Origin of the sequence: Exiguobacterium sp. RIT341 (genome assembly GCF_000632205.1) — a bacterium.
Classification (GTDB): Bacteria; Bacillota; Bacilli; order Exiguobacteriales; family Exiguobacteriaceae; genus Exiguobacterium_A.
The window spans coordinates 218,033-245,031 of sequence record NZ_JFYW01000008.1; the positions used below are offsets into that span (position 1 = coordinate 218,033).

Here is a 26,999-nt window from a genome sequence, read left to right on the forward strand (position 1 = left end):
TTCCTTCCCTTAAACGAGCTCAGTGAATGATTTACGGAACTTGATGTGCAAGAACGTTCCGGCTGAGAATAAGAGGAGCGTGATACTCCAGAAGTACAGACCCGTTGGCCATTCTTGCCAGACCCAATGTCCGCCGAGCAAGCTCGCCCGGTATCCCTCGACCAGATAGTAGACCGGATTCAAGCGGAGGACACCATGCAAGACGTCCGGGAACCGCTCGATGTTCCAAAGGATCGGTGTCATATAAAAGAGCATCCGCATCATCGATTGCAAGAAGAGCTGGATGTCCTTGACGAGTGTGACGAGTGTCGAAAAGCAAAGCGAGAATGCATAGACGAAAATGTATGTGGCAATCATATAATACGGCAATTGAAGCAGTTTCCATGTGATCGGGATGCCGTTTGCAATGATGACGACGATGACGATAGCAAGCATCGCAAAATGTTGATACATCCGTGACAAGATGACATACGATGGAATCGCACTCATCGGGAAACGCATCTTCGTTACCATCGCGAGACGGCTGTTGATCGAATTCGACCCCCGAAGCAACGCATCGTTGATGAAGAACCAAACGACAATCCCGCAAAGGAGCCAGACGATGAATGGAATGTTTCCGTCGACGTCTTTATTTCCGCGCAGACCGACTCCGAAGACGAACCAGTAGATGAAGATTTGGAGACCCGGATTGAGGAGCTCCCATAAAAGACCAAGGCGCTGCTCTGCATGCGCTGATTTGATTTCATATCGCGCCAACCGGCGAATCAGGGGGAAATTATCGACCTGTTCCCGGATGATACTTCTCATTTCTTTCAGCATAAGTGTAAGTTCCTTCCGATTCATGATACATGTATTTTATTTTCATATTCGTTGATTCCACTCAAAAAAGACGGATGCCGTCCGCGATTGCTCAAACGAACGCTCCCTCCGCGTGAACGGGACCTTGCCCGGTCGATTCTGACTCGCCTCCTTCTTCGCTTACTCGTGCATGATAGAAGCAATACTTCCTGTATACACTTAATCAATTCTAGCCATCGGGAAAAAGCGTGTCAATGTATTGGACGAACCGACACCAAACTGTAGTTTTTCAGGCACGAAAAAACCGGCGGGTAACCACCGGTCATCTCCTAGTTTGTTTCCTTTACGCATGATTAAAATGTGGAAATTCGATCGTCGTCGGTGGAGAAGCGAGTCCCCATACGAGGAGAACCGTAATCACACAAATAATGCCGACAAGAACGCCTCCTCGAATCTTATCATTCATCCAGCGTTGCCCCTTTTCATCCGAACTGCTTGTATATTGACATCATACAATATTTAGCAATTTCCGACTACTAAAAAATCGACATTTAATGGGAATGTTTAACGATTGTTCATATTCTTTCGTTTCATTTTTATTCGAGACAAGATATAATGAAAGCGTTACCATTTAATCAAGAAAGCGAACGTTCGGATTTAAATTACATCGAACGAACGACTCCCGTGGGTTGTCATGTTGTCGGACCTAAGAATTTACGTTATTTACAAAAGGTTCATCCCACGAAGCTTTCCGAACCCTTTATAGTAGAAGAAGAGGTCAACGATCGCAGCTCGACCTTGCATTCATACCCCACTCTTGAAGGAGGATTTTTACGTATGTACAAATCAAAACCGCTTTACGCGGCAGCTGTTGCTGTCGCCCTGACGACATCGGCAATCGTGCCGGTTGCCCAAACGACAGTTTCGGCTGCAACGCATGTCAAAGTCAAAACGGTCAAACTCAAGTCACTCGTCTTCACGAAAGGTGCTCCGGTCAAACTCCCTGCTACATATAAAGGTGAGAAGATCACATGGAAATCTTACGATCGCCATGCGTTCAACCGTTACCAAACGGTCAAAGGCACATACGGTAAGAAAAAGAATCCAATCGAAGTCAAGATCTACATCCAGAACTATGCAGTGAAGTTCGTCGAGAAAGTCGCGGATCAAACGATTTACGTTGATCAAAAGCCAGAATTGCCAAAAACATTGGCTGTTCTCTACGCGACAGGTCGTATCTATGACAAACCAGTCCGTTGGTCGAAAGTTGATACGAGCGAAGCGGGTGTGAAATATGCGGTCGCAAGTTATACACGTCTTGGGAAGACAATCACATTAAAAGTAAAAATCACGGTGCTTGATATTAATACAGACGATTTCTCAATAGGTTTGATGCATACGAACGATACGCATGCTCACATTGATGATGCACCAAAAAGAGCGACTGTAATTAAGCAATTAAGAGCATCATATAGAGCAGAAGGTATTCCTTCTCTACTTCTCGATGCTGGCGATGTTTTCTCTGGGTCACTTTACTTTAACAAGTTCCTCGGTCAAGCCGACCTTGAATTAATGAACTACATGAAATACGACATGATGACATTCGGTAATCACGAGTTCGATCTTGGAGACACTGACAATAACCTCGCATTGAAAAACTTCGTCACAGCTGCGAAATTCCCGTTCATCACAGCGAACGTCGACTTCAGCAAAAACGAACTATTCAACGGTCTGCAAAAGAAAACCATAACTGCAGGACCAGAGCGCGGTAAGATTTATCAAGGGATTATCAAGGAATACAAAGGTCAAAAAATCGGTTTCTTCGGTCTGACGACAGAAGAAACGAAAGATATTGCAAGCCCAGGTACGGTGGCGTTCGCGAACTATATCGCTAGTGCTAAAGCCGCTGTCAAAAAGCTTGAAGATCGTGGCGTCAACAAAATCGTTGCGTTGACACACATCGGTTATGATGACAATGAAGCAATTGATAACGATAAATTGTTAGCCGCAAATGTTGAAGGAATTGATGTTATTATTGGTGGACACTCACATACACAATTGGATGAGCCAGTCATTTTCAACAGTAAAAACACACCAGGAAAGACGGACTCCACTTTAGTTACACAGGCATTCCAATACGGAAAATACCTAGGTAACTTAAACTTAACCTTTGATTACAAGGGTCATATCACGGACTATAAAGGTTCATTAATCGAAGTTGGAAAAGCAGAAGCTGACGTTGAGGCTACAAAAATTCTTCAACCTTACGCGGATCAAATCGCCGAGTTAAGAAATGAAGAAGTTGGCGCGAACATCGTCAATGCTTTACCAAACCCTCGTGTCAAAGATGAGAATGTAATTAGTGTTCGCAACAGCGAAACAGCTCTTGGAAACTTGATCACAGATGGTATGCTCAAAAAAGCGAAGGAATACAACCCTGAAACAGTTATCGCAATGCAAAATGGTGGCGGAATCCGTGAAGCAATCGATGCTGGTCCACTCACTGTCGGAGAAGTTTTAACGACGCTTCCATTCGGTAACACACTTGCGACAGCGAAGATGACAGGTGAAGAAATCAAGAATCTTCTTGAAATCAGTGTTGGGGTTGCGCCAAAAGAAAACGGTGGTTTCCTCCACGTCTCGGGTATGAAGTTCGAGTACGACAGCACAAAAGCTGCAGGTGAACGCGTCACGAAGATGGAAGTCAAAAATGGTGACACGTACGATCTTATTGATCCAGCGAAGACTTATGTTCTCGCAACAAATGCCTTCACAGCTAAAGGCGGCGATGGTCTCACACCATTCGCAACGGCTTATGAAGAAGGCCGTGTCACGGACCTCGGTCTCTCTGACTGGGAAAACCTACGTGATTTCACGAAATCACTCGGTGAAGTCAATTACAAGATCGAAGGTCGTATCGTCGACACATCAAAATTACCAAACTAATTCAATACAACAAACAACCGCAGGTCTTCTCGATCCATTCGAGAGAGCCTGCGGTTGTTGTTTTATAACGTTTGCGCTGAGTGCTGTTTCAACAGATCAATGATTTCATCGAGCTCATACTCCTGTGCCATCATCAGTGGTGTGAAGCCATCCGCATTTTTGATCGACGGGTCGGCACCACGCTCGAGCAATAGCTTGACTGTCTGTTTCCCTTCGCCCTCGACAGCATGATGAAGCGGCGTGAACTGATCGTCATCTTGTTGGTTGATTTTCTCGCCTCGTTTCAAATACAGATCGACGAGTTCATCGTTATTGCTGAAGACAGCTGTAATGAATGGTCGCTCGCCAAAGTCATTGACGGCATTGACATCACTCCCTGCTTCTAGCAGTTCCTTGAAGATCGATTCAAGCCCCTTGCTCGACTTCCGGTAACCGAGATAATGCAATGCTGTATCTCCATCTGCATCGACCGCTTTCATATCACTTTCCGGAATCAAGCGATGGATATCTTCAAGCTTTCCTTTTTGAATCGCTGCCATTAATTCCGTCTCATTTAAATCCTGATCGTTCGTTTTTGCCGTCGCCGTGTCGTTACTGGCTACCGTTCGCGTTCCCGCTTCGTTGAGCAAGACCCCTGCCCCTGCACTGACGAAGAACATGACCGTCAGAACACTAAGACCGATGACGATTCCTTGACTATAACGTAGGAAAGGACGGGGTTGATCGAGCGGTTCACCCGTCAAGCGAAGCCGTTCCAGCATCGATAGATTGGTCTGTAGCTTTTCATACAATAAGACAGAAAACGTCCGTTGTTGACGCTTCTCCGCTGTATAGGAAACGATATCCGTCGTCGCAAGAAGTATTGGACTGAGAATATCCTCAAAGATCGCTTGCCGGGCACATTGGTTGGATACAAGCGGTAGAACCATCTGATAACGAGTCCGTTCGCATGCCCGCGTGTAAGCCGGACGTAAAAATGGAACCCAGCTTCCGATCCAAAGCAACACCTGCTTTTCTTGATGATTTCGTTTAATGCGTGCAAGTTCAAGCAGTAACTGGAACCGTCGTACCTCTGTCAATTCCAAATATGACGTCGGAAGGACGATCAAATATTTTTGAAATAATCCGATGACATATGGTCGTTTCACATCGTTCTGGAAATAGATTTCTGGAATCCGCCACAGCTGCAATTGTTCTGTATGCATGCCGATTTGCTCGAATAACTCCGGGAACTGCTTCGCACTCAAGCGAACCCCTTCACTTCGAATCCGCGATACTCGTCGCCACTGACGTAACCAGAGTAATAACAGCAGGATCACTAGCGCGAACATAGCATAAATACCGCTCTCGCCTGTTTCAAATACTAAGCCGATGATGCCACCCACTGTCAAAATAGCGACGCCTAATAACAAACTGAAATAAGCGGTCTCTTTTCGTGTCACTGCTTTCCTGATCCGTTGTGCGGGATCGATTCGTTCATTCGTCTCCTGCTCCATACGTCATCTCCTTCATTTATCGTTTGGTTCATTGTATTTTTTTATCCCTTCTTATCTTAACGGTTATTCCATCAAAGTTCCAAGGGAATCCTTTCCTGACATACCAAAAGAATATTCAGACAAATTATATTTTCAAACATATCTTGATAACGTAACTTTTTTTCCTGAATATTCATTATTTATGTAATAAAATTTCTAAAATTCTATTTTAGAGTGATTTTTGTTGATTTTTCAGCATTTATACGCAATTCACACAATAAAGCAACCTGTCATTCGAACCACTAACTATTTATTGATAGGTGGTACAATAGTCACTCTTTTATATTGCAGAAAAATTTGGAATCCCATATAATAACTAACAGGAAGAAGAATATGGGAGTGAAGAACTTGGGATTATTTAATTTCATGAAAAAGGACTATACCGTCCAGTATCACGTATTACGCGGAGATGAGATCATCGACACGGATCGATTGAATGTTCGAGCAGGCGATCATAAGACAGCACGAAAAAAAGCCGACAACATGTTAAGAAGAGAATACGGACGCACTCAGTACAAAATCGAGTGGGTACAACGGTTCTAATCGCTAAAATAACCCATCGCCTCAATCCTAGGATTGGGACGATGGGTTATTTTCATGCGTGCTGTTGTTCTTGTTCGCGAACGATCCGATCGGCTTTCAAATAGAGACGGATGACAGTGTATAAGACGATGCCGACGAGTGCACCACTACCATCGATCAGTACGTCTCCAACGAGTGGTGTTCGTCCGCCCGTCAACAATTGATGGAACTCATCCAACACACCGATCGTCATCGCTGTCGTGAAGGCAAAGAAAGCAGCTGGTAACGCTGCGTACCCTCGACCGCGCAAAAAATGAACGAGACTGACCCCGAGGACGAAGAACAGACTGGCATGCATGCCTTTCCGAATGAAGAATTCAAGGAAGGCTGCAGGTCCGAGTGACGCGACGCTGATCGGAACTTCATAATGGAACGACACGAACGAAAACGCATAGACCCAGTCGAGCGGCATATGTTGTGTCAAAAATGGAATCAGGGATTGTTGCTGATAGGTCATCGAACTGAAAACGAATAAGGAAAGTAAGATGGCTCCTCCTACATAAGCAGCAATGGGTATACGGCGCATCATGCACGCTCCTTTCTCTTTGTACATCCTACCATGGATGCTTATCGTGAACATACGCCAAAAGACGTACATACACTGCTCTCATTTACTTTTCATTCCCTCTTTTACAACTGATACAACAAAAACACCCCATCCATATGGATGAGGTGAAAAGCTTACAACGATGACGGTTTCGGCTCGCGTAAGAGGTGTTTGATATCTTGGAACGTCACGAACGTTTTGTTTTTCGCATCGTATAGCTTATACCGAAGCGATTTCAGACTTGAGAAGAGACCGATTTTCGTCGCCTTCTGAAGCGGTGGCGTCGAGACATGTGCTTTTTCAAGATGATAATTTGGTACACGTGGACTGAGATGGTGAACATGATGGAATCCAATGTTTCCGGTCACCCATTGTAAGACCTTCGGTAGCTCGTAATACGAACTGCCTTCGATTGCTGCCTTGACATAATCCCATTCGCTCTCATCCTCAAAGTACGAGTCTTCGAACGTATGTTGGACGTAGAATAACCAAATTCCGAGGACACCTGCTGTGAACATCGTCGTGCCTTGGATGATCAGGAAGGCCTGCCAGCCGATGAAGTAGATCAGGATACCGTATAAGACGACGAGCGACGCATTGATGACGTGTGTGTTGATACGTTCTTTTTTGCGAGCATCCTTCCGGTTGAAGCGGCTCGAGACAAGAATCAACAAGAGTGGTCCAAGACCAAACATGACGAGTGGATTCCGGTACAGACGATACTTGAGACGTGTGAAACGTGATGCTTCGATATACTCCTCAATCGTCATGACCCAGATGTCACCGACACCGCGCTTATCGAGATTCCCACTTGATGCGTGGTGGATCGAGTGCTCCCGTTTCCATTTCTCATACGGGAATAACGTCAAAATCCCCGTGATCGTCCCGACGATCGCGTTCGCCTTCTTATTTTTGAAGAATGATCCATGGGTACAATCATGGAAGATGATGAACATCCGGACGACGAATCCTGCAGCGAGGATCGCCAACGGGATCGCGAGAAACACAGATAGTTTCAGGGCCTCATATGCCAGAAACCATAGGACGAGAAATGGCAGGATCGTGTTGATCATCTGCCGGACACTGGCTTTGATGTCCGCCTTCTCAAACGGCGATACATGTTTGCGCAGCTGGGCAATCTTTTCTTTACTCATAGTGGTGCTTCCTCCTCGGGTTGTTTCAGCGTTCACGACGCTAAGTAAAATAGTGAAACTAAAATATGAAACCAGTGAGCGGTGGTCGTGACGGTGCCTCTACAACACGATTCAAAAGCGGCACTCTAATTGTTTAGCGCTAAAATATTTTTGTTACCAGGTAATTATATCACATATCATAATTCGTCCACGGTTTATTTTTAAAATTAAAAAAGCAGAGACAAGCGTCTCTGCTTACTCGATCGATTTGAGTGGGTTGACGGCTGGTCCTTCTAGCACCTCTCCTGTTGGACCGAATCGTGAACCATGACACGGACAATCCCACGACCGTTCCGCCTCATTCCATTTCGTATCACACCCCATGTGGGTACAGATCGTCGAGACGAGATGAAGCTTTCCTTCCGGATCCCGGTAACCACCGACCGTTTTCCCGTGATGCGTGACGAGTCCACCTTCGTCCGGTTGTAACTCGTCGGCACTGCGACGCGCTTTCGTCAGCTTTCCTTTGACCAGTTCGATCGCGACGTCCGCATTGTTCTTGACGAACTGCGTCGCATCCTTCGTTTTTAGCTTTGAACGGTTTGGGTCAAACAGATGCCGAAAACGGTTGGGTGTTCCCGTCAATAAGTCGCTGAGCAACAGTCCGGCCGCGATACCATTCGTCATCCCCCACTTCGCAAAACCGGTCGCGACGAACACGTTCGGATCATTTGGCGTCATCTGTCCGATGTAGGGGATCTTGTCGAGCGTGATCAAGTCTTGCGCTGACCAAAATTGTCCAAACGACTCGACGTGGAATTCACGCTTTGCAAAATCCGCAAGGTGCTGATACCGCTGCATCGTCTCTGTCTCGTGACCAGATAGATGATTCTCGCCTCCAAACAGTCCAAGCAGACGACCGTCTTCTGTCCGTGTGTGACGCAGAGAACGACTCGGTTGATCGGCACTCATGAACATCCCGTCCGGAAACGTCTCATCGACCTGACCCGATACGATATACGAGCGATGGACTTCAAGTTTTGAGAAATACAATCCTTTAAAATCATGGAACGGAAAATGGGTCGCGATGACAATTTTTTTTGCCTCAATCCGGTGACCGTTCTCAAGGATGACTGTCGGCGTCCGGTTCGATTCGAGCGATACGGCACGTGTCTGTTCGTATAAGGCTCCCCCTTGGTGGACGATTTGTCGGGCGAGTCCTTGAAGATATTTGACGGGATGGAACTGCGCTTGATCGCGCAAGACGACAGCTTTTTTTACATCGTACGGCAACTTATCCTGAACTTCTTGCGTCGCTTCTCCACCGTTCAATCCCAATCGTTCATAGGCTTTTACTTCTCGTTCCATCGCTTGCTCTTTTGATGTCGCAGCGTAGAGATACGCGTCCTGCGTTTCAAGTTCACACGCAATGTCGAGTCGTTCCACCTGATGACGTAAAAACGTGATTGCTTCTTCATTTGCTTCATAATACAGTCGCGCCGATTCTTCACCGACCGTTTTGATTAACATGTCATAAATTAAACCGTGCTGCGAGGAAACTTTCGCCGTCGTATAACCCGTCGTACCAGCAGCGACGTCACCGGCTTCGATCACGGCGACATCATACCCCCGTTCAGTCAGTTGCATGGCCGTGACGAGCCCAGCAATACCAGCCCCAATGATGACGACATCATGCTTCGCATCTTGATCCAAAGGGGGATAAGAAGTGGCAGGTGTACTTTGCTTCCAATAAGATGACGGAAATCCGGATAAGTCAGACATCATAAAACTCCTTTCGGAAAACACGATAGGTCGACATGTTAAAAGTTCCCTGAACGATACGAAAACATGCGTGAATCGTATAGTTTTAAAAAGAAGCTCTAATTAAGAGGGATTAATTTACTTTAACAAAAATAAAATGGAATAATTGGGATTAAAATCCTTTATACTAAGACTAAGAATCCTATGAAAGGAGTCCATTTTATGAAACTGAGCCGCCATATCATCGAAACTTTTCGACGTTTTACCCTGGCAGCGAGTATGGATGAGTATGACTTAGCAAGCGTACTAACAAAGGAGATTCCAGAGTTGACAGATATCTGCGTCACGATTCGACCGACACATCTTCACCTTCAAGCCGCTGTACCGTTGACCCGTTATGGTTTAGAACGCGACTTACCGGTCGAGTTGACGCTCCAAATGCGATCCGTCGATAAACGTACCATCACGTTCGAAGTCTTTGATGTCTGTCCTCAAGATACCGAGTCCTTTAATGAAACCTACCTCATTCGCCCACCTTACCTGCATTACGCATACCGACTCCTGACCGTTGATCTTTCCTTCTATTTCCCTTTCCGTCATGCCCGTTACCGCTCAATTCGTCACGTCAAACTTAAAGAAGGTTTTCTGCTTACTTATTTGTCTCATTAAAAAAGGGCACCCTCTCCTAAATAAGGCGAGGGTGCTCGTGTCTGTTACGAACTCAATTTATCCGCTTGACGCTCCAGAAGTCCGAGGCGACGAATTTTTTTCTCCTCGACGACGGCAACGATCGCAAGGGCGATCAAACCGAATAGTAATGCCGCATTAAAGATGATGAACGTATCGCTCCACCCATGTAACGTAACCGAACCAATCGTTAGACCATTCGTTTCCGGGTCAGCGATTTTTGCTAGACCGACTTTTGCGATCGAATCACCGAACAAGTAACCGAATGTCCCGACCATCCCGTTCGTGACCGTCGTTGCTTGTTTTGGTGCGAAGCTGATGACCGAGACCCCGATCAAGAGTTGTGGTCCGTAGATGAGGGCACCGAGTGCAAATAGTGACGCGTAAATCATAAGTTCACTCGTACCGTAACGATAACCGAGGACCGCGACTGCCGTCAGCAAAAGACAGATTGCCGCGACGAGCGCCCGGCGTCCTTTGAGCAAGTCGGATACATATCCCCAAATCATACTGCCGCACAACGCACCGATCTCAAAGAAGAAGATCGTATTGACGGCGCTCTCCGTGCTGAAATGCAAGTGTTCAGTGACATAGAGCGGTGCCCAGTTATCGATTCCGATCCGGACGATATAGACGAAGACGTTCGCGATACAGAGCGTCCAGATCCACGGGTTTGAGATGACATACGTCTTGAAGACTTGCCATTTCGTCATGCTGTCAGCGGCGATATTCTCCGGTTCGATCGGTTCCTCAAAGATTTCCTCACTCCGATTCCAGCCAAGTTCTTCCGGATCATCCTTCCCGATGAACAGACCGACGATCCCGATGGCAAGGGCGATCACAGCAGGGAAGATGAACATCCCGACGACACTCCCGTTGAAGAAGACGTTCGCTCCCCAAAGCGCGAGACCACCAGCAATCGCTCCACCGATGTTGTGCGAGACGTTCCAGAAGCCTAGGTAGCGTCCGCGTTTTTCAAACGGTGTCCAGCGGGCGATCGTCGAGTACGACGACGGTCCTCCGACCGATTGGAAGAACCCACTGAGTCCCCATAAAACCATCAAGAGACCGACCGGACTTCCACCGGCACTCATCAAGAGCCCCATCGCCGTGACGATCAAGGACGAGAGAATTAATAAGAACGAGATGACGCGTTTCGTATTTTTCCCGTCGACGAAGTAGCCGAGCAACGTTTTCCCGATTCCGTATGTAATCGAGAAGGCGAAGCCGATATAACCAAGTTCCGTCGTCGTAAAGCCAAGTTCCTCTTTCAAGAGCGGTTGCGCTGCTTTGAAGTTGTTTCGGATGAGATACATCGCCATATATGAGAAGAAGACGACTAAGAATGCCTTTAAGAACTGTTGTAACCATTGTTTACGTTGTACTTCGATTGGTATGCCGGCATTCGGCAATTTTTTGATGCTGAAGAAGCCCATCTTCCATTTCCCCTATCTGAATCAGAGTCTTCGCATCATTTGTCCTGGAGCTGATTGAATCGACGGAGATAGTCTCGGTAATCGGCGACGATATCCTGCCCGACGTTTTGCTGGATCGGTTGTGTCTTCGCGATCGCATAGGTCGGCGTACCAAACGAGACTTTCCGTAGAATCGCCTGACCGTCCGCTGAGAGTACGAAACGCATGAAGGCATTCGCCTGTTTCTGTTGCGTCCGTCCTTTCAGCTTTGAAATCGCGTTGATCGAGTACGTATCGAGCGGGATGCTTTTGACCGGATAATACTTTTCGCGCAGTGATTGTTGATCGCCGATGAAATTGACCCCAAGCATTGCTTCTCCGCTTGCGACGTACGATGTCGGCGCAAAGCCGTTCGCCGTGAATAGTCGCGTTCGCTCGATTAGCTCGCGTAAGACACTTTCCGCTTTCGTCCCGTATCCGTCAAAGACCGCTTGCAGGATCGTCGCCCCGGTACCGGAATGGTTCGGATCCGGTAAAATCAAGTCATCCTGATACCGCTTCGCCGTCAAGTCAGCGAGCGTCTTCGGATACGGTGCTGCCCCGAATCGGTCATTCCAGACATCGGTATTGATGACGATCGCAAGACGTTCGACTTCATAGCCGATCCAGTAGCGAGCCGGATCTTGTAGTTCCGCTTGATCCAGATCAGTCGGGAACGGTGTCGACAAGCCGCGTTGCTTGAGCGTCTGGTGGGCATCCCACGTCCCGCCGATAATGACGTCAGCGCGCGGATGATCCGCTTCCTTCGTCACCCGCCGGACGAGTTCTTCTGTCGAGAGGCGAACGAACTCATACGTACAACCCGCTTGTTCACAGTACGATGACAGTAAGGCCCGCCCGATATCCTCTTTCGCAGAGACATACGCCGTCAAATGCGGAATCGTCTCCCGCGCGGCGGTTCCTTGCTTCGTCTGTTCATTGTTGCGGACGATCCAAATGCTCATGAGACAAATGATACTCAGCAAGAAGAGTATTCCTTTTCTCATCGATCTGCCTCCTTCCCGGTCGGCAGGAGTTGTCCTTTTAAATAGAAAGTGTTTCCATTGTCATCATCCATGTACTGGACGCTGAACAATGTCTCATACACAGTAATATTCATTAAGTTGGCACGCGTATTCTGCTTATTCTTGAACCGCTGAAGCTTGAGAATACGCGGCTGCCCCTGACTGGCATCGAGTGCCTGACCGACTTCTTCATAGTCCGTCATCGGCTCTGCCTGCGTCAGGCGACGCTTAACGTCTTCTCGCTCACGTGCAGTCAAAGAACGAGATCGTCCTGCTGCATACACGGTCACGACTTCCGCCTCAGCGAACTGACGCGCGAGCTGTTCTGGTTCGTGATAGGCGTTCAAGAAACGTGCTTTTAATGTCGTCGTCTGAGTGCTAGGACGTTGTGCGACACATTTTCCATTTAGCGTCATACTTTCTCCGAGCGAGAACGTCCATGTCGTTCCGTTCAAGAAACGGAGCGTTCCGGTAAACGTCGCCGTACCCGCCGGACAAGTCTCGTTTGTCACCGTCTTCATTTGCTTCAATAGCGTCGTGATACGCTGGACTTCCGTTCCATCTTCTACCGTCTGCTCCCCCCATGCCCGGTGACGTAACGTCAACTCAGTCGGGAGCGAGTCATCGGAAGCATTCAGTCGTTTCGGTCCATCGAGGACGTGTAAGCGTCCGAAGACCGTCTGCTGAAGCAAAAGAAGACCGAGGGCAAACAAGATGCCCATTAGGAAAAGATAAGCGATGGTCGATGCTTTCATGATTCCTCTCCTTGCTTGATTCTTAGATTACGGGGCAATTGTTTCGTAAATCCGGTCGAATTGTTTCGTAAATGTATCATTTGTAAGCGATTACATTAAGTCTGATTCGCTAATCGGAAAGTTAATGTGATACGTGTGCCGCTTACATCGCTTTCCAGTACAAAATCGCCACCTTGTTCCTGCATCAGACGTCGGCATAGCGGTAGACCGAGTCCATTCCCACTCGCCGTCGTCAGACTATGTTGCTCCTTCTTCCATTCGGCAAGCACTGCTGGATCAACGCCGATTCCGTCATCCGTCATGAGGAGTCGGAGGGTCGTATCCGTACTGACGGTCGAAAACGTCATCGTCATCGCGTCACTGTACTTGACGGCATTCTCGAGAAGGTTCAATAAGACTTGTTTCGTCTGGTCGGGTTGCCCGAGCACGTAGATTGGCGGAACATCCTGTTCAACTTCAATTCCTTGTCCATCAAGACGCAACTGCATGATGAATAAGGCGTCGGCAAGCAAGGCATCGAGCGCGAACATCGTCGACGTCACGTGGCGTTCGTTGCGTTGTTGTTTCGCCTGTTCGAGATTATGCGAGACGAGTCGTAACAAGCGCTGGCTCTCGACTTCGATGTAGTGATAACAGTGCGCCGCTTCATCCGGCGGCAGCTTCGGGATCAATTCGACATAGCCCATGATGGCTGTCATCGGTGTCCGGAGTTCGTGGGTGATGTGATCGATGAATGTCTGTTGGTCGCTTCGTTGTTGTTCGAGCTGTCCGATGTTGTGCTGAATTGCGTCAGCAAGCGTCGAGAAGTCCGCTGCCAGTCGGTTCAATTCCTCATATGGATAGGCCGGTAGCGCGTGCGCATAGTGTCCTTTCGTCAAGGCGTGCGAGACACTCCGTAAATCATCGATCGGTCCGATTAACGTCTTTGCCATCCGACGCGCTGTCCAAACGGCAATTATAATCAAGATCAGAAAGACGCCAGTGAAGACATAGGTAAATTGCCGCAGCAGTTCGGCTTCCGTCCGCAGGTCGACGAGAAAACGGACCGAGCCGATGACGTCCGTCTTGCCGTACAGTGGGCTTGAGAAGAACAGTACGGGAACATCGGTCTCCTTCAGGAACAGATAACTCGATTTTCCTTTTAACGCTTGATCGATATCTCCTGCGAGAAGCGGTAATTGATCGCGCTCGGAATCAGCGAGTAGTTCCGCGTTTGGCCCAAACAGCTGGACACGCGCGTCGAACCGGTCTGCTAAGTAAGAAGCGATCGGGACTGCTGTATCAGCGAGCGAGTCTGTCTCTTCACTTGCGAGGTAATTCGTCGTGTAGAGTTCCGCTTCCCGACTCAGTTTTTGGACAGAATCGACGGCGTTCTCGTATAGGTTCGATTGGATGAAGGCATAGAGAATCAAGAAGAGGACGAGCAATGCCGGAACGAGAAGCAAGACGAAGTTTTCCGTGATGACCTGGCGTAGTTTCATGCGTCGACCCACTTGTAGCCGACACCGTAAATCGTCTTGATCCGTTCGCCTTGTGCTCCGAGTTTCTTCCGTAAGCGCTGGACCATGATATCGACGGCGCGGGTCTGACCGGAGAAGTCAAAGCCCCAGACTTGTTCGAGCAGTTCATCTCGCTCGAAGACCCGTTTCGGATGCGTTAGGAAAAGTGCGAGCAATGCATACTCCCGGTATGTCAGTGGTAACGGGTGACCGTCGAGCCGAATGACTCGTTCTTCGGGATCAACAGATAAGAATGGATCACTTGCGACAGGTACCGGTGGCGCGACCGCCTTCGTGCGTTTCAATAAATTTTTGACACGCAAGACGAGCTCCGTTCCATTAAACGGTTTGGTCATATAGTCATCCGCTCCGAGCTGCAGCCCGATGATTTTATCGTTCATCTGATCACGTGCTGTCAGCATCAAGATCGGTAAGTCAGGCGTCGTCTGTCGAAGTTTTGGAATCAAATCGAAACCGGTCGTATCCGGTAGCATCAAATCGAGGACGATCAAATCAAAGGTCTGTGTTGCCTGCAAGGCGAGTGCTGCTGCTCCATCGGCTGCCGTCTCGACCGTCTGACCATCAAGCTCGAGTTGCAGTTTGACGAGATGCCGGATGCTCGCCTCATCATCGATGACAAGAATATGCATAGGAATTCCTTCTTTCTAGGCAGGTTTTTCTGTCCCCTAGCGTATCATGAAATCGTTTGCAATCACACCGAGAGAACAAATGCAAAAATAACAAACAATATTACAGACAATGAATCTGTCATTTGAAGCGATTCGAGATTTATTCTTATCAGATTATGACAAAAGAACTTTAGCTACAGAATCGAATTTTGATGACATCCATCCTAAATGACTGTATCAGCATAAAAAAATACCCCTTGATCATTAAATGACCAAAGGGTATCAAAAAACCTTCTTATTTCATTACAAAATAAAGTGTTAAACTACTCTATCTCTTACGGCATGTGGAACAACGTTAGTTTCTCAACTGGGAAACGATGTTGTCGTTAGACAACTCTTTCTTCATTTTCCGAGTAATCAATAGCTTCACGAATCGTTTGTTCAACACAATCAAGAGTGACAATAGAACGACTAATCCAGCGACCATTATCAGAAGCGGCTGCATTCCCATGTATTTCCACATTCCTACTGCAAATAATGCAATCAGAGCATAGGAATACATATATATTTTTTTATTCATGGATTCGATGGTTGAATAAAATTGTCGAGAAATTTCTTTACTCGATAACCCGTTGATATACAACGACAACAAGTCTCTATTTAGTGTTTTGATCAGTGCATTTAAACTATTTCTATAGAAGATAAAGACGATAGCAAGCAACACTACTTGGAAGAGTATCAACAGATACATCGACATTTTAGAACCTGTTACAAGTTTTTCTAATCCTTCCGCTTGATAGTATACATATGCTTTTTCTTCATCAAACATGTTATTAAAATCTTGTACGAAATCGTAGATATACTCTGTTTTCGTAATATTGACTAACAACGACTTAGCGCTAGAATAATTATCTGATTTACTTATTTCTTCAGCTAGTTTCGCGCTAGTTTGAGGTGCTAGATAACATTTATCCTTTAAAAAGAAAATACCTGACCCTTCGTAGTAGGATTGTTTTAAGGATAACGGTTTGTTCTCCATATCCGTGAACTTCAACGTGTTCCCTTTAAATGAATCAGGTAGAATGATTTCGTTTCCTTTGACCGGTTTATGATAGTTGATAGCATCTCGTGTCGTTGGATTTAGCGTCAGACAGTTCATGAAATCCTGTTCACCGTCGCCATTTGAATACGATAATGGAATCTCATATTCGTACGACAAATCTTTAACATTATCCATCTTTTTTATCTTTTCTGTATCGTACGTAAACTCACCGTTTTTAGTGTATCCGTTAATGAGTACCATGGAAAGCCGCTCATTGTTTAAAATGTTATTTCGAATATTTTCTGTTGAGATAAAAATTGTAAAAACAGAAAATAACAGTAAAACGATGAGGAGAAAATTTAATGTAGTCAATTTTTTTAGCTGTTTCATATACTTCTTCTTCATGTAATGAAAAACGGTCATTTTCATACTGCAATTCCTCTATTCAATTCATTGAAGTTAAATGTTTGATCCGATTGGCCAACTACATAATTAGAATGCGTAACGATTAAGATGATTTTATCAGACTTAATTTCCTTTAATAAATCCATGATCATTTCAATGTTTTCTTTGTCTAGATTATTTGTTGGCTCATCTAGCAAAATCAATTTGTATTCAAAAATCATTACTTTTAGGAAAGCAGCCCGTTGCCGTTCTCCTCCTGAAAGATTGTTGACAGGTACATCTAATTTCTTCGACATTCCGATTTTTTCACTGTATCGCTTTAATCTTTCTTCATCAATATTTTGATGATTAATCAACGATATGATTTCGAGATTTTCACGCACGGTTAATGCTTCAATGAGATTTAAATCCTGAAAGAAATAAGCGATTTGTTTACGCGCCTCATCAATCTTTTCTTTATTCGAAAAATCTAGCGTTTGATTGAACAATACTACTTCTCCATGCGTAGGAGCCTGTATCAACGACAAGATGTTAATCAAAGTCGTTTTACCGCAACCACTTTTACCAAATAGTGAATAAATGCCTGGCTTTTGAATTTCTAAAGAAAAGTCATTTAAAATTTCTTGATTTCCATAGCCGAAACTTACGTTATTTACGTTTATTGACATCATCGAATCATCGAAACCTCCTAGCAATTTCGTCACCCTCTAAAATATTTAAGATATTATTCAGATAGACACTCATTTCGAATGAATAGTTTCCTGCTTTCTCACAATAACCAAGACCGCATTCTTTCTCTTTTATACGCTCTTTGATCTTCTCAGTATCCACTTTTAATTCATGCTCCGTGATCATACTGCTATACACATTCAAAACGACATAATCATCTTTCCCATCATATTTCAAGACAGTTGGAAATAATGACTTCACTTCTTTTTTCTGTGAAGAGGTCAATGTAACGCTATCATAAATCAACAATTTTGTTAATAATTTGTTTTCTTCTAATAAATTCTTTTCATTAAAAAGATCATTTTCATCTTGGTTTTTCCCACAATAATATCTCTCCGATAGATTGTTCAAATCGTTACAATTCACATCTGGAAACTCACTCAAATCTCGATTTTCATTTTTTAAAATTTGATCTATGACAGATATGAAGTACAAATTTTGTTGCGTCTTCTTTTCGCTTCCTAAGAGGGTATCGAGGCGGGAATTAATCACCTCGATGTATTGTTCTGTATGTTTCAATTTATTACTAGCAAATAAGTTAGACATCAGATACAGATTTCGAATACTGTCTAAAGAATGATAAAAACTAGTGTAAGGTTTATTTTGATTCAATAAGTTTACGAATGCTTTTTTTCCTGCATCGTTCTCCATAACCATCTCGACAATATTTAATTGTATCCAGTATGTGATTTCATCACAAAATAGTAATGTGATTTGGTTTTGTTCATTCTGATAGAGAGATTGAAGACGTTCTAAATTTATTCCCCATTTATGACTATCGTTTAATTTTAACGCTGCATACAACAAGATAGGACGGTTTGGATCCATCAAATCTTGGTTAGAGTATTCGTCAATGATTGTTTTTATCGTTTCTTTTGTCGGAGAAGTGCTTATATTAGAATCAAGTTCAAGCGATAGAAGTGTAAAGTATAAATATTCAATTTGATCGCCTTGAACGGGTTGTCTCATTTGGTGAAGATGCTCTTTTATATCTTGAATCATGCCGACTTCTTTAATGGAATTTGCAGTTTCGTATAAAAAATAGAGATCAAAAAATGAATCAATTTTTGAAATTTGTTCGCTATTCAATGTAGCTTCACCGTTAAGTTGCATGACGATCAAGTCACAATAAAACTTGTTCCTTTTCTCATTACATTTTTGAATCGAATAGTTCTTTGACTTCTTTTCTAGAAAACGATAAGTACTGTTATTTTTAATAGCTGAAGATTCACTAAACTGACTATCTACTTCAAAGACAGAGCCACCATCTGATGTTTTTAGATAAGAAGATGCAGTCTTCACTAAGTTTGAATTATGTATATCTCGATTGATGAACGTTTCACCTTGGCTACAACCAGCTAATATGAATAAAAAACTGATACAAATAAGGATTATTTTTTTCATATGGTTTCGATACTCCTGTTCATAATACGAAAGGTTAGTGTAAAAAGAATGATTAAATTATGTTCGAATGATCAAATCTTTGCAGTAGCTGTATACGTTCGGTTGCTATAATCCACATGTGTAGTCGTGTTCATCCCTAAATAGAGTGTCAATCCGCTACCACACACATTTCCTGAACTATAGTATGATTTACTTTTTGTTGATTTCGTGTACCCTGGGCTTGTTCCGCTACCGCTAACGCCGGCACCTGAGAATGAAACACTTCCTCCAACTGTCGTAAATGTGACGTGGTGCTTTAAACTTTTAAAGCCTGTCCGTGTAGTAGAGCTATAGGCTTTATAATTTCCGCAGCCACTAAAATCAGAGAAGTAAGGTAAATCTGCTTTTGACGTGACACTGCTCACAGTTTTGGTCGCTCGGTAAGCATCTGCTTGAGGTGCGAAAGCAAGCGTACAAGCGAGTGTCGATACTGCAGTTAACGTAAGTACTTTTTTCATTTTACATTTCCTCCTAAATTTTCATTTCCTTTTACACTTACCCTTTCGTAAAAATCCTATCATAAATTTTCAGATAACAACCGTCAATTTAGAAAAAAATTTCCATTTTTCATTTTTCTATCAACATTTTTCACTTTATAATTTATTTAATTTTGTATATTATTTCGAAAGAGTCTTCAACAACGTGATAAAACTCCTAATATGAATTCAAAAAAGTATTCATCCAGTCTCGGAAGAATACTTTTCGATAAGTGCAATCTCATTTTTGATCAATCGTTTGATTCATTTCATTTCGAAAGACTTGCTTCATTTCTCTATACGTGATTATCGATGGATTAGCCAGTAACTTTAAACCGCTTTACTTTACTCTTATTTTTAGCTGCATCAATAGCATATACATCAATCAGTATAGATTTTTTTAGTTTTTTAATCTTAATAGTAAAGTTTCCTTTCGAATCAGCAGTAGCACTTCCTAATTTTTGCTTTCCAACATAAGCATACACGCTTACTTTTGGTTCTGTCTTCCCTATGATTTTGGTTGATTGTGTCGTCACCTTGTTGATGCTTAAAGCAGAGGGCGCCGTTCGATCTAATACAGTAATCGTCACGATTTTACTTTTGTTATTCGCAGCATCTAGAGCATAAATATTCAAACGTGTACCCGCTTTTTGCTTCGGTATGTTAATCGAAAACGTACTTCCATTCGTACGCATTTGTCCAATTTTCCGTGTTCCCTGCAAGACTACGACTGTACTATTCTTTTCTACCGTACCCGATAAAATTGTCATCGCGTCCGAGAACGATTTCATCTTCGGAACATCCGGTGCAGTACGATCTAGTACAATAATCTTTCGCTCAATACTTTGATTTCCAGATCGATCTACTGCATATATTGATAAGACAGTACCTGCCGATTGAGAGGAAAGAGGAATCGAAAAATTTGTTTCTTCATCCATTGTCGTTTCCGCAACAATCGTTCCTTTTTTCTTAATCAAAATGGTTGTATAGGGTTCAGCTCGACCAAATAAATACTTCGATTTATCTGTGAACTCTGCTATTTCATAAACAACAGGCGGTGTGACATCTTTCACGATGACACGAATTTTCTCACTTTGATTTCCCGATGAATCGGTCAAAGATACCCATAGTGAGGTACCGGCTTTTTGACGTGAAAGAGAGACCGAGAATTTTCCTTTTTCATCGACTAGAGATTCCCCTAACGTTCGTCCACTTTCCGTCTGAATGGATACTGTAGTTCCCGCCTCTCCTTGACCAGATAATCGGCTAGAAGTATCTGTGAACTCAGCTATTTGCGGTTGTTTCGGTGCCGTACGATCAATCACTATGACCTGCTGCTTTTGACTCTTGTTCCCTTTGGCATCTTCGATTTGGATAGAAAGTTGCTGATTTGCACGTTGCTTTTCAATGTTCACTTCAAAACGACCAGTCGCTAATCCGGCCTTCTCTCCGATGAGATCTCCGCTTTCATTCCAAATACGTAGCGTACCGTCCGTGATTGAATCAGAAATTTCTCCTTTTACCGCTGTCATGGCGTCTGTCAACTCATCAATCTGAAGAAGTCCGTATTCCTTAATCAGAAGTGCAGCAGCCGCATTGACACGACCATGGCCATATTCGATATCCCATCCCCCTGTTCCTAAGTCATCTGCCGTTCCTTCCAAACGTTCGACAATCTCGTCATTTGTTAAGGTCGGATCATTTGCTTTTACAAGTGCTGCTACTCCTGCAACCACAGGGGAAGCCATCGAAGTACCACTCATGCCACCAAATCCATTGTAAGGAAGTGTAGAATAGATGGAGCTTCCAGGCGCAGCGATATCGATATCGCTACCATAGTTGGAGAAATAGGATGAGCTGTCCCGTGAAGTCGTCGACGCAACTGAAACGACGTGATCGTAGGATGAAGGATAGTGGCGACGGGATGTTGCATCATTCCCTGCTGCTGCAATGACAACAACACCATGATCATGCGCATAATTGATTGCAGATTGATAGATCGAGCTGTAATTATAACTTCCTAAACTCATATTGATGATTGTCGCACCATGATCAACAGCACGATAAATTGCCGAAATGACATCTGATGCGTAAGCACCATCTCCTACAAAAACATCCAATGGCATGATAGACGTTTTCGGTGCAACACCAGTTCCCGCAAAAGAATTATCCATCGCTCCACCAATGATACCTGCGACGTGAGTACCATGCTCACCGCGCGTCAATGTATATGGAGATCGATTGACGACATCATATGGATCGACGATCTTATCTTTTAAATCAGTATGATAGGCATCGATACCATCATCAATCACTGCCACGACGACCGAGTTTTCTCCCATCGTCCGCTCCCATGCTTTTTCCGCTTGGATATTCGTATGATGATATTGCAAAGAATACATACTGTCGTTTGGTGTGTATGCTCGTTTTTCTATATAATCTGGCTCTGCTCGTAAGATGCCATTTTGACTTTTTAACGTCTGCGCAAAAGATATCGCGCTCTCCCCTTTTGGTACATCCACCGTTACTACGGCATTATGCTCGGAAGACTTTCTGATCATTGTTTCGTATGCGAACTTCTCTAAAATATCGGGATTCTTCGTCTGAACGATGACTCTCGTCGCATCTTCTGCTGCTTGAACATCGATATGTGTGTAATAAACTCCCAAACCAAGTAATCCGATTGTCGTCAATCCAATTTTATTTCGTAGGTTCATTCTGCCTTCTCCTCTTCGTAAAAAAACTCGTGAGTTCTATTCAGACTCTTCATCTGATTTTGTGCATGTTCTATTTATTTTATAAATATAAACATAATTTCACTCCTTATGTATTTTAATGGATATATAAGTCATTTATTTTCTGACTTTTTAAATAAAAGTCAGTATTCTAGTTGGAATCCGTACCACAATATAAAAAAGCATGTCTTTCCTTAATCGTATGACCGAAGTAAGGAAAAACTTGCTTTACTTGAGAAATTATCTATTTAGTTTTCAGCATAATCGACCAGCGCAGTTTTTGGGTATTTCGATTTAATCCACGAATGATCTTTCAACAAGGTTTTGTCCGAAACCATCAAGTAGTCTTCTTGTACTTCATCCGGTCGATTAGGAATCGGATCGTTCCAAGTCGTATCTAAGTGATACCAGTTCCCTTTCACTTTCACCATGTTCCATGCATGCAAGCCACTCGATACTTTTCCATCAATATACCGGACCTCTACACCAGCAGCTTCTAGCAACAGGAGTGTTGTTAAGGCATAGCCGTCACAGACGCCCTCTCCATTCATTAAAATTGAGTATGGCGTATACGGACTTTCCTTACTTTTAAGTCGATAAGTGGTATGTCGGACGACATAGTCGTTTACGTATCGAATCTTCTGCTCGTCCGACCAATCGACGGGTATCTTTTTAACGATTTGATTAACCTTGCGCCGCACTTGCTGCGCTTGCTCAGGTGTTACCTCGTACTTAAAGCGAAACGTATAATCTACATAATAATCATAATCGAGATACTCTGATTCTCCACCGTCATACATGCTAAATACATACGGTTCATTCTTTTCTAACCACTTCCATGCACCGTCTGAAGCACGACTAAACTGATTGATATCACCAATGAACTGGACCGTAAACTCCTGCTCCTGACGATTCATATGGTACGCCATCGCTTCGCCTAATTCTTCAGCCGTCGTGATTTGTTCAGGTAATCGATAATGCTTCGAATGCGGATTCATCTTTTTAGCATTGGATGGTGGAACGATTTCTGGTGTAGCTTCCGTTTCTGTTTCCCACTCAACACCATCCAACCATTGCCCTGTCGTTTCACTAAAACTAGCAATCGATTCCTTTATTGGTTCGACCGTAAACGACGTCTTGTCGAATTCTTCGAAGACTGCGAACAAGGTAACGATGCTAATGAAAAGACCAATTAGACATAAACCAGCCCGAATTCCTAACTTCCCGAATGCGACAAGTACGGACCATCGGCTTTTAATCAACCGGTTCAATATACGATCGATCAATGCTTCCACTTCTACTGCCGATCGCTTCGTCCGCTTACGTGTCTGATAGACCATGTTCTGATAAATCGGTTGAAGGACCTCGAATTGTTTACCTGGGTGGTCCTTCCACAATAAAAGCTTTTTTCTGACTTGCCGAATATCTCGTCGTAACTGGAAATGAATGATCGCATCCATTTTCAGTTTTTGAACAGATCGGTATGTCATCATCGCAATCACTATAAGTATGATGAGTAAGATAATGAAGGTTGTTATTCGATATCGCTCCTTTCCTATCCATCGATTCCACAATCGCGAGAAGTTCAGCGCTCGAAGGCATCACGCAGATTAAATCGAATGGACCATAACGATTCTTAATCCATATATTAACTCATTATACATTTTATACATTATGAAAGCATTTAGTTTTCAAGTGTCACCCTATTAGTTTTATTTTAATAATTGATTAGAAGCATTAACTCCTTTTATAAAAATGAATTATCAGGACCACATGCCGAGAGATCCTCTCAGTACGTGGTTTTTGTGTTTTTTAGTGATGGATTAAATACTTTCCGAACACCCCAGCGGATAAGTAGAGTTATCCGCTGGGCGCAACGCTCCATTTCTTCAATCATGCCAACGGTTTCTTCAACTTTTAAAGAGCGTAAGTAGTGTAATTCCCCTTCATTTTGTCGATTCGCTTCAGATAAACCCGCATTCTAGCGCGATCGCTTTCTGGATAACTCTACTTATACTAAAACTACCGCGGAATACATAACAGATATGCATATCTGAAGAAACGGATACCCATGAACGACTTACTACGTAACTGGATTCCCCTCGTCAACTCCCTCCTGTCCCGCCTCTCGATCCACCCGAACGAACATGATGAATGCCGGCAAGCTGCCCTACTCCGACTTTGGAAATCGATTGAGGAAGGAAAGGTCATGACCGTCACCTTCGCACGGATCCGAGCAAAAGGCGCGATGCTCGACTACTTAGCGACTCGGAATCGGACGCTTGCGACTGAAGTCGCGGTCGAGACGATGCCGGAGCTCCCTCGGACCCCGAACGTCTCCTTTCATTATCTCCTCAGTGAACTCAAGCGTGATCTATCAAATAAGGAGTACACGTTTCTAGAAGCCTTGATGCACGGAACGGAAGAGACACTCGGTTACTCACCGGCGCGACTGCGCTCATTGAAGTCGGAACTCCGGCAGAAAGTCCAGTTTCTCCTCGGATGATGACCTATTATCAAGAACGCTTACTCGCGATCATCGAACAGGCGGACTACCGTCCCTTGACGAAAAAAGCCTATCGCTCCGACGTACGGCATCTCTGTCGCCACGTCGAACGAATCGATTTTCCGTCGCTCCAATGCTATGGTAAGTTTCTACGCGACACTTACGCTCCAGCAACTGCCGCTCGACGACTGCATGCTCTCTCAATCCTGTTCGATCAACTGGTCGCTGAACGTTCGCTCCAGACGAATCCATTGGTGCGTGTCAAAAAACCAGTTCCCGCACCTTACCGACGACTTGCCTTCACGTATGACGACGTCCACCGTGTCCTCGAGACGATTCGTGACGAGACTGTCTACGCCTTTAGCTTTCTTCTCCTGCACACGGGACTGCGGTTTTCAGAAGCCCGTGACTTACAGCTCGCAGATGTCGACTTTGCGCGCGATCAGGTACTCGTCCGGAGTGGTAAAGGCGATCAATCACGTCAAGTTCCGCTGCATCATGTGTTGCGTGATGTCCTGATGCGTTACATCGAGACGATTCGTCCTGATGCCCTTCCACTGTTTTGCGAAGACAGCGGACGACCGGTCAACCCGGCAAAGTTTCGCCGTGTCTTAAGAGAAGCAAGTGAACGATGTCTCGGACGGATTCTGCGACCGCATGACATCCGAGTCACGTTCGCGACGACGCTCTATCACGTGTATCAGACGGACATTCTAACGATCATGCGCTTACTCGGTCACAGCGATGTTCGGACGACTCAGCACTACGTCCTACCGTTGCACGACATTGCCCATACATCAGTCAATCGCCTCAAGCGGACAGACGATTAAGAACGTCCCGGACGTGATTCGTCTGGCTACGGATGTATCCTTCCGTCGTCGAGATGCTGGCGTGACCAAGCAGACGCTTTATATCGAGCAACTTCAACCCTGCCTGCTGATAGAGATAGGTCGCATAGGCGATCCGTAACATATGCGGACGGACGTGACGCTTTAAGGACGTAAATCCAACCTCGCGTAGTGTTTTTCTCGCCGCATGTTCATTGATCATCCGTCCCGTGACGGACTGAAACAAGTAGCCGGCCGTGCAACCTGCTAGAAACAAAACGATCTTATCGCAAAGGGTCTCCCCGATCGGAACCGTCCGTGTCCGCCCGCCTTTTCCGTGACGAACGTACAGTTCATTCTTTGCTAAATCAAAATCCTGCACCGTCAACAAACGGGCCTCCATGAAGCGGAGGCCCGTTTGGCTGAGCACCTCGAAGAAGAGGCGATAAGTTGGATCTTGAATCTGTCGAATCACGGGGATCAACTCTTCACTATCATGATAGGTCTCATCTTGGAGACGTTGATGAACGATCGGACGGATCTCAATCATCGGATTCTTTTTGATCCGTCGTCGCTCGACGAGGACATTTCCGAGCCGGTGTAAGACGTGATACCGTCGCAAAATCGTCGAAGGCTTATAATGTGCTTTCATCCAGTGAAAGTAGCGTCGTAAGGACGCGACTGACCAGTCGATTTGATGCAAGCGCATTTGTCGAAGATCACTCCGGTATGCCTTGATCGTATGGGCTGACCGCGAGCAGTCGGTCAATAAATATTGATCGAGATAGTCATAGTAGGTCATAGGTGGTTCCTCCTTCTTATAGGGACTGACGTGACAGCTGATGAAGTACACGATTGATTTTCGATGAATTATCAAGAATCGCTTTCCCTAAACGATCAATGCACGAAAAACAAAAATAAGGAAAAAAGTTACAATCGTATTGAATCTATGTTCTGTAGAGTAGGAAAGAAAACATACCTTTCTTTACCCTGAACGACGGAGCATTGATTCCATTCACTCACAAGCAAAGGAGCTTACATATGAATACGGATAATGACTATCTTGGCAATCCATCAGATATTCTCGTCACGACGTATGTGACGGAAGAGTACTTACGCGACATCATCGCAATCGAATTCAGAGACTTCTGGCACCCGAAACTACGCATCACCCCACATGAGCTCGTCATCACTGGTTCGACTGTTTCAACGGAATATCGATTCGCTCATCATAAACCGTTCACCCTCACGATTGCCCCGTTTCGCATCCGTCATAACATCATCTCGTTTCACATCTACGACATAAGTCCAGCTTCACAAGAGAAAACAATCCTGGACATACTAAAGGCACATCCGAACGTGTCTTACAGCTACCACATGATTCATATCCATCTCTTACCGTGTGACTTCGGCAATGAATTCTTCCATACACTCCAGTATACGAAACTACTCGATCATAAAATTCTCGTAGGTCTTCACCTATAA

Annotated in this window: 24 protein-coding genes; 6 read left to right on the top strand and 18 right to left on the bottom strand. The window is 44.6% G+C overall.

Annotation, left to right across the window (positions count from 1 at the left end):
* Positions 1-9: 9 nt before the first annotated feature.
* Together BW42_RS10050 and BW42_RS16640 are read right to left on the bottom strand one after the other, a co-directional pair.
* A complete protein-coding gene (locus tag BW42_RS10050; RefSeq protein WP_035410437.1) occupies positions 10-819 on the bottom strand; it encodes an ABC transporter permease in 810 nt (269 codons plus the stop codon).
* 322 nt (positions 820-1,141) lie between these two features.
* Positions 1,142-1,264 carry a hypothetical protein gene (locus tag BW42_RS16640; RefSeq protein ID WP_255344369.1) on the bottom strand — a complete coding sequence of 41 codons (123 nt, stop codon included), beginning with the start codon at positions 1,262-1,264 and terminating at the stop codon, positions 1,142-1,144.
* Between the two features lie 371 nt (positions 1,265-1,635).
* Between BW42_RS16640 and BW42_RS10055 the strand changes: the two genes are divergently transcribed.
* Positions 1,636-3,744 (top strand): 5'-nucleotidase C-terminal domain-containing protein, encoded by a 2,109-nt coding sequence (locus tag BW42_RS10055; RefSeq protein WP_035410442.1) that lies wholly within the window; start codon positions 1,636-1,638, stop codon positions 3,742-3,744.
* Between the two features lie 62 nt (positions 3,745-3,806).
* Here the strand turns inward: BW42_RS10055 and BW42_RS10060 are convergent, their stop codons facing one another.
* Positions 3,807-5,240: an ankyrin repeat domain-containing protein gene (locus BW42_RS10060; protein ID WP_035410444.1), complete on the bottom strand. Its 1,434-nt coding sequence runs from the start codon at positions 5,238-5,240 to the stop codon at positions 3,807-3,809.
* A 387-nt stretch (positions 5,241-5,627) separates the two neighbouring features.
* On the opposite strand from BW42_RS10060, the gene BW42_RS10065 reads away from it, so the two are divergent.
* A complete protein-coding gene (locus tag BW42_RS10065) occupies positions 5,628-5,822 on the top strand; it encodes a hypothetical protein (protein WP_197026233.1) in 195 nt (64 codons plus the stop codon).
* Between the two features lie 52 nt (positions 5,823-5,874).
* Here the strand turns inward: BW42_RS10065 and BW42_RS10070 are convergent, their stop codons facing one another.
* The 3 genes from BW42_RS10070 to BW42_RS10080 form a co-directional block, all read right to left on the bottom strand.
* The gene (locus tag BW42_RS10070; RefSeq protein WP_035410449.1) at positions 5,875-6,387 is read right to left on the bottom strand and encodes a VanZ family protein; all 513 of its coding nucleotides are present in this window, start codon (positions 6,385-6,387) and stop codon (positions 5,875-5,877) included.
* 155 nt (positions 6,388-6,542) lie between these two features.
* The gene (locus BW42_RS10075; RefSeq protein ID WP_035410452.1) at positions 6,543-7,562 is read right to left on the bottom strand and encodes a fatty acid desaturase; all 1,020 of its coding nucleotides are present in this window, start codon (positions 7,560-7,562) and stop codon (positions 6,543-6,545) included.
* A 234-nt stretch (positions 7,563-7,796) separates the two neighbouring features.
* Positions 7,797-9,323 (bottom strand): FAD-dependent oxidoreductase, encoded by a 1,527-nt coding sequence (locus BW42_RS10080; protein WP_035410456.1) that lies wholly within the window; start codon positions 9,321-9,323, stop codon positions 7,797-7,799.
* Between the two features lie 201 nt (positions 9,324-9,524).
* Here BW42_RS10080 and BW42_RS10085 point away from each other — a divergent pair, with 201 nt between their 5' ends.
* The gene (locus tag BW42_RS10085; RefSeq protein WP_035410459.1) at positions 9,525-9,971 is read left to right on the top strand and encodes a hypothetical protein; all 447 of its coding nucleotides are present in this window, start codon (positions 9,525-9,527) and stop codon (positions 9,969-9,971) included.
* 44 nt (positions 9,972-10,015) lie between these two features.
* On the opposite strand, the gene uhpT is transcribed toward BW42_RS10085, so the two are convergent.
* The 11 genes from uhpT to BW42_RS16035 form a co-directional block, all read right to left on the bottom strand.
* Positions 10,016-11,425, bottom strand: coding sequence for a hexose-6-phosphate:phosphate antiporter (gene uhpT, locus BW42_RS10090; protein WP_035410461.1), 1,410 nt, complete (start codon positions 11,423-11,425; stop codon positions 10,016-10,018).
* Between the two features lie 35 nt (positions 11,426-11,460).
* Positions 11,461-12,450: an ABC transporter substrate-binding protein gene (locus BW42_RS10095; RefSeq protein WP_052019109.1), complete on the bottom strand. Its 990-nt coding sequence runs from the start codon at positions 12,448-12,450 to the stop codon at positions 11,461-11,463.
* Positions 12,447-13,223, bottom strand: a complete 777-nt coding sequence (locus BW42_RS10100) for a DUF3919 family protein (RefSeq protein WP_035410464.1) — start codon at positions 13,221-13,223, stop codon at positions 12,447-12,449. The genes BW42_RS10095 and BW42_RS10100 overlap by 4 nt, the downstream gene beginning before the upstream one ends.
* Positions 13,224-13,318: 95 nt before the next feature.
* On the bottom strand, positions 13,319-14,704 hold the full coding sequence (locus tag BW42_RS10105; RefSeq protein WP_035410467.1) for a HAMP domain-containing sensor histidine kinase: 1,386 nt from the start codon (positions 14,702-14,704) through the stop codon (positions 13,319-13,321).
* The gene (locus BW42_RS10110) at positions 14,701-15,372 is read right to left on the bottom strand and encodes a response regulator transcription factor (RefSeq protein WP_029342659.1); all 672 of its coding nucleotides are present in this window, start codon (positions 15,370-15,372) and stop codon (positions 14,701-14,703) included. The genes BW42_RS10105 and BW42_RS10110 overlap by 4 nt, the downstream gene beginning before the upstream one ends.
* A 334-nt stretch (positions 15,373-15,706) precedes the next feature.
* Positions 15,707-16,783, bottom strand: a complete 1,077-nt coding sequence (locus tag BW42_RS10115; RefSeq protein WP_231496902.1) for a hypothetical protein — start codon at positions 16,781-16,783, stop codon at positions 15,707-15,709.
* Positions 16,784-16,818: 35 nt separating this feature from the next.
* Positions 16,819-17,469 carry an ATP-binding cassette domain-containing protein gene (locus BW42_RS10120; protein ID WP_035410473.1) on the bottom strand — a complete coding sequence of 217 codons (651 nt, stop codon included), beginning with the start codon at positions 17,467-17,469 and terminating at the stop codon, positions 16,819-16,821.
* Positions 17,470-17,473: 4 nt separating this feature from the next.
* A complete protein-coding gene (locus tag BW42_RS10125) occupies positions 17,474-18,931 on the bottom strand; it encodes a hypothetical protein (RefSeq protein ID WP_035410476.1) in 1,458 nt (485 codons plus the stop codon).
* Positions 18,932-19,002: 71 nt separating this feature from the next.
* Positions 19,003-19,428: a hypothetical protein gene (locus BW42_RS10130; protein WP_035410480.1), complete on the bottom strand. Its 426-nt coding sequence runs from the start codon at positions 19,426-19,428 to the stop codon at positions 19,003-19,005.
* Positions 19,429-19,763: 335 nt separating this feature from the next.
* The gene (locus tag BW42_RS10135; RefSeq protein ID WP_035410483.1) at positions 19,764-22,163 is read right to left on the bottom strand and encodes an Ig-like domain-containing protein; all 2,400 of its coding nucleotides are present in this window, start codon (positions 22,161-22,163) and stop codon (positions 19,764-19,766) included.
* A gap of 266 nt (positions 22,164-22,429) precedes the next feature.
* Positions 22,430-23,671 (bottom strand): transglutaminase domain-containing protein, encoded by a 1,242-nt coding sequence (locus BW42_RS16035; protein ID WP_052019110.1) that lies wholly within the window; start codon positions 23,669-23,671, stop codon positions 22,430-22,432.
* Positions 23,672-24,252: 581 nt separating this feature from the next.
* On the opposite strand from BW42_RS16035, the gene BW42_RS10145 reads away from it, so the two are divergent.
* Together BW42_RS10145 and BW42_RS10150 are read left to right on the top strand one after the other, a co-directional pair.
* Positions 24,253-24,687: a sigma factor gene (locus BW42_RS10145; protein ID WP_029342674.1), complete on the top strand. Its 435-nt coding sequence runs from the start codon at positions 24,253-24,255 to the stop codon at positions 24,685-24,687.
* Complete coding sequence (locus tag BW42_RS10150) at positions 24,687-25,517, top strand: tyrosine-type recombinase/integrase (protein ID WP_231496903.1); 831 nt, start codon at positions 24,687-24,689, stop codon at positions 25,515-25,517. The genes BW42_RS10145 and BW42_RS10150 overlap by 1 nt, the downstream gene beginning before the upstream one ends.
* Here the strand turns inward: BW42_RS10150 and BW42_RS10155 are convergent.
* Entirely contained in the window at positions 25,498-26,316 is an 819-nt protein-coding gene (locus tag BW42_RS10155) for a tyrosine-type recombinase/integrase (RefSeq protein ID WP_035410489.1), read from the bottom strand. The genes BW42_RS10150 and BW42_RS10155 overlap by 20 nt on opposite strands.
* Positions 26,317-26,555: 239 nt before the next feature.
* On the opposite strand from BW42_RS10155, the gene BW42_RS10160 reads away from it, so the two are divergent.
* Positions 26,556-26,999 (top strand): hypothetical protein, encoded by a 444-nt coding sequence (locus tag BW42_RS10160; RefSeq protein ID WP_035410491.1) that lies wholly within the window; start codon positions 26,556-26,558, stop codon positions 26,997-26,999.

What these genes read in the sequence shown, in the direction of transcription:
- BW42_RS10050 (WP_035410437.1), bottom strand. Translation starts at nt 819, where the DNA reads ATGCTGAAAGAAATGAGAAGTATCATCCGGGAACAGGTCGATAATTTC.
- BW42_RS16640 (WP_255344369.1), bottom strand. Translation starts at nt 1,264, where the DNA reads ATGAATGATAAGATTCGAGGAGGCGTTCTTGTCGGCATTATTTGTGTG.
- BW42_RS10055 (WP_035410442.1), top strand. Translation starts at nt 1,636, where the DNA reads ATGTACAAATCAAAACCGCTTTACGCGGCAGCTGTTGCTGTCGCCCTG.
- BW42_RS10060 (WP_035410444.1), bottom strand. Translation starts at nt 5,240, where the DNA reads ATGGAGCAGGAGACGAATGAACGAATCGATCCCGCACAACGGATCAGG.
- BW42_RS10070 (WP_035410449.1), bottom strand. Translation starts at nt 6,387, where the DNA reads ATGCGCCGTATACCCATTGCTGCTTATGTAGGAGGAGCCATCTTACTT.
- BW42_RS10075 (WP_035410452.1), bottom strand. Translation starts at nt 7,562, where the DNA reads ATGAGTAAAGAAAAGATTGCCCAGCTGCGCAAACATGTATCGCCGTTT.
- BW42_RS10080 (WP_035410456.1), bottom strand. Translation starts at nt 9,323, where the DNA reads ATGTCTGACTTATCCGGATTTCCGTCATCTTATTGGAAGCAAAGTACA.
- BW42_RS10085 (WP_035410459.1), top strand. Translation starts at nt 9,525, where the DNA reads ATGAAACTGAGCCGCCATATCATCGAAACTTTTCGACGTTTTACCCTG.
- uhpT (WP_035410461.1), bottom strand. Translation starts at nt 11,425, where the DNA reads ATGGGCTTCTTCAGCATCAAAAAATTGCCGAATGCCGGCATACCAATC.
- BW42_RS10095 (WP_052019109.1), bottom strand. Translation starts at nt 12,450, where the DNA reads ATGAGAAAAGGAATACTCTTCTTGCTGAGTATCATTTGTCTCATGAGC.
- BW42_RS10100 (WP_035410464.1), bottom strand. Translation starts at nt 13,223, where the DNA reads ATGAAAGCATCGACCATCGCTTATCTTTTCCTAATGGGCATCTTGTTT.
- BW42_RS10105 (WP_035410467.1), bottom strand. Translation starts at nt 14,704, where the DNA reads ATGAAACTACGCCAGGTCATCACGGAAAACTTCGTCTTGCTTCTCGTT.
- BW42_RS10110 (WP_029342659.1), bottom strand. Translation starts at nt 15,372, where the DNA reads ATGCATATTCTTGTCATCGATGATGAGGCGAGCATCCGGCATCTCGTC.
- BW42_RS10115 (WP_231496902.1), bottom strand. Translation starts at nt 16,783, where the DNA reads ATGAAACAGCTAAAAAAATTGACTACATTAAATTTTCTCCTCATCGTT.
- BW42_RS10120 (WP_035410473.1), bottom strand. Translation starts at nt 17,469, where the DNA reads ATGATGTCAATAAACGTAAATAACGTAAGTTTCGGCTATGGAAATCAA.
- BW42_RS10125 (WP_035410476.1), bottom strand. Translation starts at nt 18,931, where the DNA reads ATGAAAAAAATAATCCTTATTTGTATCAGTTTTTTATTCATATTAGCT.
- BW42_RS10130 (WP_035410480.1), bottom strand. Translation starts at nt 19,428, where the DNA reads ATGAAAAAAGTACTTACGTTAACTGCAGTATCGACACTCGCTTGTACG.
- BW42_RS10135 (WP_035410483.1), bottom strand. Translation starts at nt 22,163, where the DNA reads ATGAACCTACGAAATAAAATTGGATTGACGACAATCGGATTACTTGGT.
- BW42_RS16035 (WP_052019110.1), bottom strand. Translation starts at nt 23,671, where the DNA reads ATGACATACCGATCTGTTCAAAAACTGAAAATGGATGCGATCATTCAT.
- BW42_RS10145 (WP_029342674.1), top strand. Translation starts at nt 24,253, where the DNA reads ATGAACGACTTACTACGTAACTGGATTCCCCTCGTCAACTCCCTCCTG.
- BW42_RS10150 (WP_231496903.1), top strand. Translation starts at nt 24,687, where the DNA reads ATGACCTATTATCAAGAACGCTTACTCGCGATCATCGAACAGGCGGAC.
- BW42_RS10155 (WP_035410489.1), bottom strand. Translation starts at nt 26,316, where the DNA reads ATGACCTACTATGACTATCTCGATCAATATTTATTGACCGACTGCTCG.
- BW42_RS10160 (WP_035410491.1), top strand. Translation starts at nt 26,556, where the DNA reads ATGAATACGGATAATGACTATCTTGGCAATCCATCAGATATTCTCGTC.